This window comes from Corynebacterium sp. NPDC060344 (assembly GCF_042725215.1).
Lineage (GTDB): Bacteria > Actinomycetota > Actinomycetes > Mycobacteriales > Mycobacteriaceae > Corynebacterium.
This window is the reverse complement of sequence record NZ_JBHXCS010000016.1, coordinates 20,762-27,249: the sequence shown is the minus strand read 5'-3', so window position 1 is coordinate 27,249 and position 6,488 is coordinate 20,762. Positions and strand designations below refer to the sequence as shown.

Sequence of the window (6,488 nt, the reverse complement as noted above, 5' to 3'; positions counted from 1 at the left end):
TCGGGGATTATTGCCCTGCTCGGGCAGGGCCCAAATGCCGGTAGATAGTCCGGCTTATTCGAAAGGTACGTACACCACTTCCCTGGACTTGACCCTTGGTGATCCTTGCGGATCCAAGGGGGTGGATCTGAGCCGTCGAAGATTGGACACCTGGCACCAGGCCACCCCCCTAACGGGGTTAGCTCTCGGAAGTTGAACTGATGCAGATTCTACTGAATCCCGTGGTGGGGGCCGAAAGGTAAGAGGAACTCGTCCTCGACGGGGGATGTCCATCCTTCGATGAACAATTGAAGAATCCTAATCCCATCCATGTGTTAAGTTTCTTTTCATGAACCGTAAGAAGCTGCGTTGTCACTATCGCCGGTTGGGGTCTCGAGCGTTCGCTGGGACTGTCATGCTGGCGGTAGTATTTGCAATGATTGTGCAAAACTCTCCTGCCGCGAGCGCGGATGTCTTTCATGGGCGATGGATCAAGGGGAGGATTGAAGAGACCTACCATCGTTTAGGTGGATTTGCGAGGTTCGGAAACGCGACCACCGATGAGCTTGTGTCTGCTCGGGATGGCCGATTCCAAGTCTTTTCCGTGGATACATCTGCCATCTATTGGCACCCTCAGGTGGATGGCGGAACCGCTCATGAGATTCGCGGACGCATACGTGACAGGTGGGCCGATTTTGGTTGGGAGGCAGGCCGTCTCGGCTATCCTCTTACCGACGAACTGACGACACCTGACGGTGCGGGGAAGTTCAACCACTTTGAGAATGGATCCATTTACTGGTCGGCCGCCACGGATGCTCATCAGATTGAAGGCGAGATCTTTGAAAAGTGGGGCGACCTGGGGTACGAGGCTGGCCGACTGGGATATCCCATCACCGACGAGCTGACTACGCCGGATGGGGCCGGTAGGTTTAATCACTTTTCAGGCGGTTCAATCTACTGGCACCCGCGCAACGGAGCATTTGAAGTGACGGGATCAATAAGAGAACACTGGTCAGAAAATGGTTGGGAGACCGGGAAATATGGCTATCCAACTTCCGGTCCATATGAAGTAAGCGGCGGCGTGAGGCAGGACTTTTCGGGAGGCTCGATCCAGTTGGCAGTTCCGACGGGGATCGCACTCCCAAAGTACGACAATGCGGCATACTCCAGCTATCGCCATATTCGTCCAGTTGTTCCAATCGAAACATACCCAAGATTGAACGCAGCGGGTTTGGCTCGTGAAGTTATGAATAACATGGTCAAGTACTTTCCCGTAAGTGGGTGTCCTAACGAAATCGCCGTTGGTGCGATTTGCACATTCCGTGGCATCGGAGGCCGTGTCGGCACTGCTGTGGTAGACCGAATTGCGGATACCGGGTTTTCTCTGAAAACCTTGCCTGGTCACCCTGAAGGTGAGGGGCGCGTGTTAACGGTCCGATTTGACGCAGTTAGTTCTCCGCCGTTGACTTCAGATAAAAATGCCGAGATCCTGTTTGATACGGACGAAATTAAATCTTCATATGAGGGGTCGGACGGGACCTGGCTGCGACTAGTAATTGAAGCGATGGGGCCGTCATCGCAGACTCAGGTTGCGGGGCCGTTCTCTTCGGATCATATTGGTAGGCAAGTGTGGCCTTCGATGAGTCAGGCTGTCCGTGAAGGAGCGCCGACTTCAAGGGTCACCTACATACAGTAGTTTTGGCGACGATTCGTCAACGTTGTGGAGGTAGTCTGGGGCAATAATTATCTAGGCTATTGTGTATATATTTCAGTTAATGCTTGGATTGGTGGTTTCGGTCGTGGTTTCGATGTTCTCTCGAATGTTTCCTGTAAGGTATTTGACTCCTCTCGTGGTAAAGATGGTGACGTCTCTGACGTGCGTGGCGACTATAGTGGTAGCTTTTCCGCTTTATGCCTCTGCTACTGTTCCGGTAACTGCTGGAGATGGTGGAATTGTTGAAGAACAATGTGGTGAGACTCCGGTCCATATTAGAGTCGATTCTGCTGATGTGCCGGGACGTTCGGCATGCTTCGGATTGAAAAAAGAGTCGGGGTGGATTGCCCTGAATATTACAGGTTCATACGGCGTTGTAAATAACCTGACGGTTCCTGTAAATGTTTCATTTAAATTGCCGAATGGTGCAGTGTACTGGTCGGTTACTGTCGATCCGGGAAAAGTGAAAACCATTGACGTGAATCGAGGAGGTTCAACTGTAGTTGAGTTACAGGTGGCGCCCGTTGGCTCGCCGAGTGGTCCTGGAAACGGTTCACTGGTGCCGACGTTGAGCGGCGAGAATGATAATGTGGTTAGCCTTAGGAGTTCGAGGAGGGAATCCTTCGGAGCGTATCTTAGGGTGGGGTGGTCTGGGGTTTATGCGGAAACAATGTCAAGGAATAGTGGTTTTACCGACCGTATTGACGCCTCTTTTCGTGTCGTGGAGGGACTGTCAAATATTGGTTGCATTTCATTGGAGTCTGCGGCATATCCGGGCACGTATTTGGAAGCTGTTGACGTGGTGGCCGGCGCTGGGTTGCGTGTTTCCGCAGAACCGCGGGCGACCTATGCAACGTGGTGTGTTTCGCCAGTCGCTGTGCCGCCGACTGGCCAGAGGCTCGTGTCTGCCGTGGACCAGCGGTTCGCGATCTCGACTGACGGTGAGGGCCGAGTCTCGATGACTACTACCCGTGCGGTGGATTCTGTTTGGTTTGCCGATCAGGCTCTAGCGTTTCCGGGTGTCTGATGGTCTACGTGGCGGGGTGTGGTCGGTGTTGGTGGGTGAAGTGTGTTGTTGTGGTGTCGTTGGTGTTGGTGGGGGTGTTTGTTGCTGAGTTGTTGATGGGGTCGGGTGTTGCGTCGGCTCAGGATCGGGATCGGGATCGTGGTGAGGGCGGTGGGGTGTTTGGTGTTTCGTCGGGGGGTGATGCGCGGGCTTTTGCGGTGGATGTGCTTGATTCGGGGTTGCCGGCGTCGTCGGCGGCTGCTGCTGTGGCGTTGGGTGGGTCGGTTGAGGAGTTTGAGGCGTATCGGGATTCGGGGTTGGAGGTGGCTCGGAATCAGGATTTGCGGTGGATGTTGGTGACGATTTCTTCGATTGGTGGGCCGCGGGTGCAGGCTCGGGTGTCGGAGATTTTGTCGGGGGATGGGGGTCCGGATTCGGCGTTGATGGTGGGGTTTGTTGAGTCGGAGTGGGAGGTGTTGCAGGCCGAGGATGATCGGGCGGTTGCGTGGGAGGCTGCGCGGGCGCCTGAGGGGTCGAGTGTGAAGGCGGCGGCTGATCAGGCGTTGCGGGATAATTCTGCGGAGTCGTTGGGGGAGTTTGCTGCGTCGGGTGTTGTGGTGGCGCGTGGTGCGGATGCTCGTCGTGAGGTTTATGAGTTGACGCGTTCTGAGTTGCCCAGTGTTGCTGCGGGGGCCAGTGAGGCTATTCAGGTTAATTCTGATGAGGCTATTGATGGGTTTTTGCGGTATGGGCAGTTTGTTGCCGCGGCGCAGGATGCTGAGTTGATGTCGACTGCTGAGTTGGTTGAGATGTCTATTCGGGAGGCGGAGAAGGCGTCGGAGGCTAATAGTCTTGCTGTGCAGCAGGCTGATCGGGCGGCTCGGGCTGCGGATAATGCGCGGCGGGCTACTGTTCAGGCTGCTGAGGAAGCTCAGGCTGCTGATGGTGCTCAGGTGCGTGCGGGTAATGCGGCGTCTGCGGCGGGGCAGTTGGCGGAGCAGTCGGGGCGGGTGGCGGATCAGGCTGTGGTGGCGGCGCAGGAGGCGCGTGTTGCGTTGCAGCAGACGGCGGATGCGCTTGCTCGTGCGGCGTCGGCTGCGGCGCGGGCTCGTGCGGCGGCGTCGACTGCTGCGGCGCGGGCGTCGGATGCGTCGCGGGATGCGTCGGCTGCGGCGGGTGCGCGGGTGGCGGCGGAGCGGGCCAGGGATGCGGCGCAGTCGGCGCGGCGTTCGCAGCAGGCGTATCGGCATGCGGCGACGGCGGCGACGCGGGCTGGTGAGGCTGGTGCTGCTGCGTCGTCGGCGGCGGGTAATGCGGATGCGGCTGCTGCTGCGGCGGCGCAGGCTGCGGGGGCTGCGGGGGTCGGTGAGTCTGCTGCGGCGGAGGCGCGTGCGGGGGCGGCTCGTGCCCGTGCTGCTGCTGGTGAGGTGGATCGGCTTGTCAAGCAGATTGAGGGGTTGGTTGATCAAGCGCGGCGTGCGGCGGAGGAAGCTGCTGAGCATGCTCGTCGTTCGGCGGAGGCTGCGGAGGAGGCGGCGCGGCAGGCTGGTAATGCTGAGTATGCGGCGCGGATGTCGGGCGAGCATGCTGCTGATGCGCAGCGGGCGGCTGCGGCGGCGGGTGAGGCGATGGAGCTGGCGCGGGTGGGCAATGAGATTTCGGTGGCTATTGCCGATGACCGGCTCGAGTCGGAGCGTGCTTTTTTGCGTGGTGAGGCTGAGGATGCCCGGGCGGTGGAGGATGCGTTGGGTGCTGCGGCGGTGCAGCGGCAGCGGGATAGTGAGCGTTTGCTGGCCGATGTTGATGCGTTGCGGGAGCCGGGGCAGCGGGATGTTGACAGTCTTCGGCGTACTGCGGTGGCTGCGGTGCAGGTCGGTGGGCCGGCTGTTGCCGGTGCGGCGAAGACGGCGTTGTTGGCCGGTGATGATGCGGCGTTGCGGGTGTTTGGGGATGAGGGGTTTGCCGATGCTGCTTATGCCGATGATCTAGCGGTGGCCCAGCATTGGGCGGCGACTGATCCTGATCCGGCGGTGCGTGAGGCGGCGTTGGCGATGGTGTATGAGGATGACCGGGCGCTGCGGGAGTTCGTTACTTCTGGTGCCGATGGGTTGATGGTGCCGGGGTTGAAGAGTGCGGCGTGGCAGTTGCGTGATTCGGCCGGTGACAATACGCGTGCTGCTGCGGATCAGGCGTTGGTGGCCGGTACGTTCGAGGCGTTGGATGGTTTTGTCAATGGTGGCGGCTATGGCAAGGCGCGGTGGTCCGATCAGATTCAGCAGGCGTATCATCTTGCCGATACTGGGGGTCCGGAGGTTAAGGCGGCGGCGGAAGCTGCTGTTGTGGGGGATCGTGCCGGGTTGGAGCGTTTCATTGCCGTGGAGCAGTATCGCCGGGCGATGATGGATGGTCGTCGTGATGCCCATGCCGGGCAGATTGCGTCGATGTTGGAGATGGGCCGTCATGCTGCTGATGTGGCTGCGGAGCAGGCGGCTAATGCGCGGGTGGCTCATGAGCATGCTTTGGGGTCGGCGCAGCGGGCTGGTGAGTATGCGCGGGTTGCGGCCGAGTATGCCGGCAGTGCGCGGGAGTCGTCGCGTATGGCTGGTGAGCATGTGTCTTCGGCGCAGCAGTCGTTGTCGTTTGCCACGGCTCAGCAGGCGCGGGCGCATGAGGCTGCTGCGGCGGCGGGCGCGGATGCGCGGCAGGCGACAGCGAATGCGGATCGGGCGATGAGTTTTGCCGCGGATGCGCGGGCGTCGGCGTCGGTTGCGGCGTCGTCGGCTGCGTCTGCGCGGGCGTCGGCGGTTGCTGCGGGGCAGGATGCTGCTGTGGCGTCGCAGGCGGCGTCGGATGCGTATACCGCGGCGTGGCAGTTGGAGATGTCGGAGCAGTCGCAGTTGCATCAGGCGTTGGGTGCTGAGGGGCAGGATGATCCGGCTGCTCGTCCGGTGAGTTTGTTGGATACGTTGCGTGAGGTTGTGGGGCCGGCTGCGCTTGCGTTGATTCTCGATGTGTTGGGGATTACGGATATTCAGAATTGTTTTAAGGGCCAGCTGTCGGGGTGTTTGTGGACGGCGGTGGGGTTGTTGCCGGTGGGGAAGCTGGCGAAGGTGGCCAAGGCGATGCCGGCGTTGCGGAAGTTGTTGGGCAAGGCCGGTGAGGTGCGGGCGGCGTTGTCGGGTCGGGGCAAGCGGGTGTCGGATGCGTTGGCGCGGGTGACGACGCCGCCGGGGTGTCGGGTGGTGGGTGCTGCTCATGGTGGGGATGTGGTGTTTGAGTTCCCGCGGCAGTTTGAGGTGCCGGGGGGTGATGATGGTTCGCGGCAGTTTGTCATCATTCCGGTGGCGGATATCTGTGGTATTCCGGATACGGTTGCGAAGGTCAATGGCCGGTACCCGATCAACGCAAAGTACGCGGGAGCCAATTGGAAGTTTGGCAACGAAGGGCAAATTCCCGATCATATTCTGGAAACATACGGGAATATTGCCTTTACGGAGAAAGGATTTCCCATTTTTACTCCCCATGTCTGGAAAATAAAAAAGGGAGGAAAAATGATTCCCGCTGATGTTGTCGTTGAGCTTGGCCATTCCCCAAGGGTTGATATAAAAAATGCGGATAAGATTATGGGCATCGACCTAGAATATAGGCAAAAGCACAAACTGACATGGCATCATCATGAGGATACGGGAAGGATGCAGATGATACCGACAGAGCTGCATAGGGAGGTGAAGCACACTGGTGGCGCTTCGATATGGGGTGCTGGATGGCATAAAAAATAGAGGTCAAGGT

General features: G+C 59.1%; 3 protein-coding genes. All 3 read left to right on the top strand.

Annotated elements, in window-relative coordinates:
- The first annotated feature begins 328 nt into the window (after positions 1–328).
- The 3 genes from ACFWGD_RS12650 (at position 329) to ACFWGD_RS12640 (ending at position 6,478) form a co-directional block, all read left to right on the top strand.
- On the top strand, positions 329–1,675 hold the full coding sequence (locus ACFWGD_RS12650; protein WP_377779047.1) for an LGFP repeat-containing protein: 1,347 nt from the start codon (positions 329–331) through the stop codon (positions 1,673–1,675).
- A 79-nt stretch (positions 1,676–1,754) separates the two neighbouring features.
- On the top strand, positions 1,755–2,720 hold the full coding sequence (locus tag ACFWGD_RS12645) for an AbfB domain-containing protein (protein ID WP_377779046.1): 966 nt from the start codon (positions 1,755–1,757) through the stop codon (positions 2,718–2,720).
- Entirely contained in the window at positions 2,720–6,478 is a 3,759-nt protein-coding gene (locus ACFWGD_RS12640) for an HNH endonuclease (RefSeq protein WP_377779045.1), read from the top strand. The genes ACFWGD_RS12645 and ACFWGD_RS12640 overlap by 1 nt, the downstream gene beginning before the upstream one ends.
- Positions 6,479–6,488: the final 10 nt, after the last annotated feature.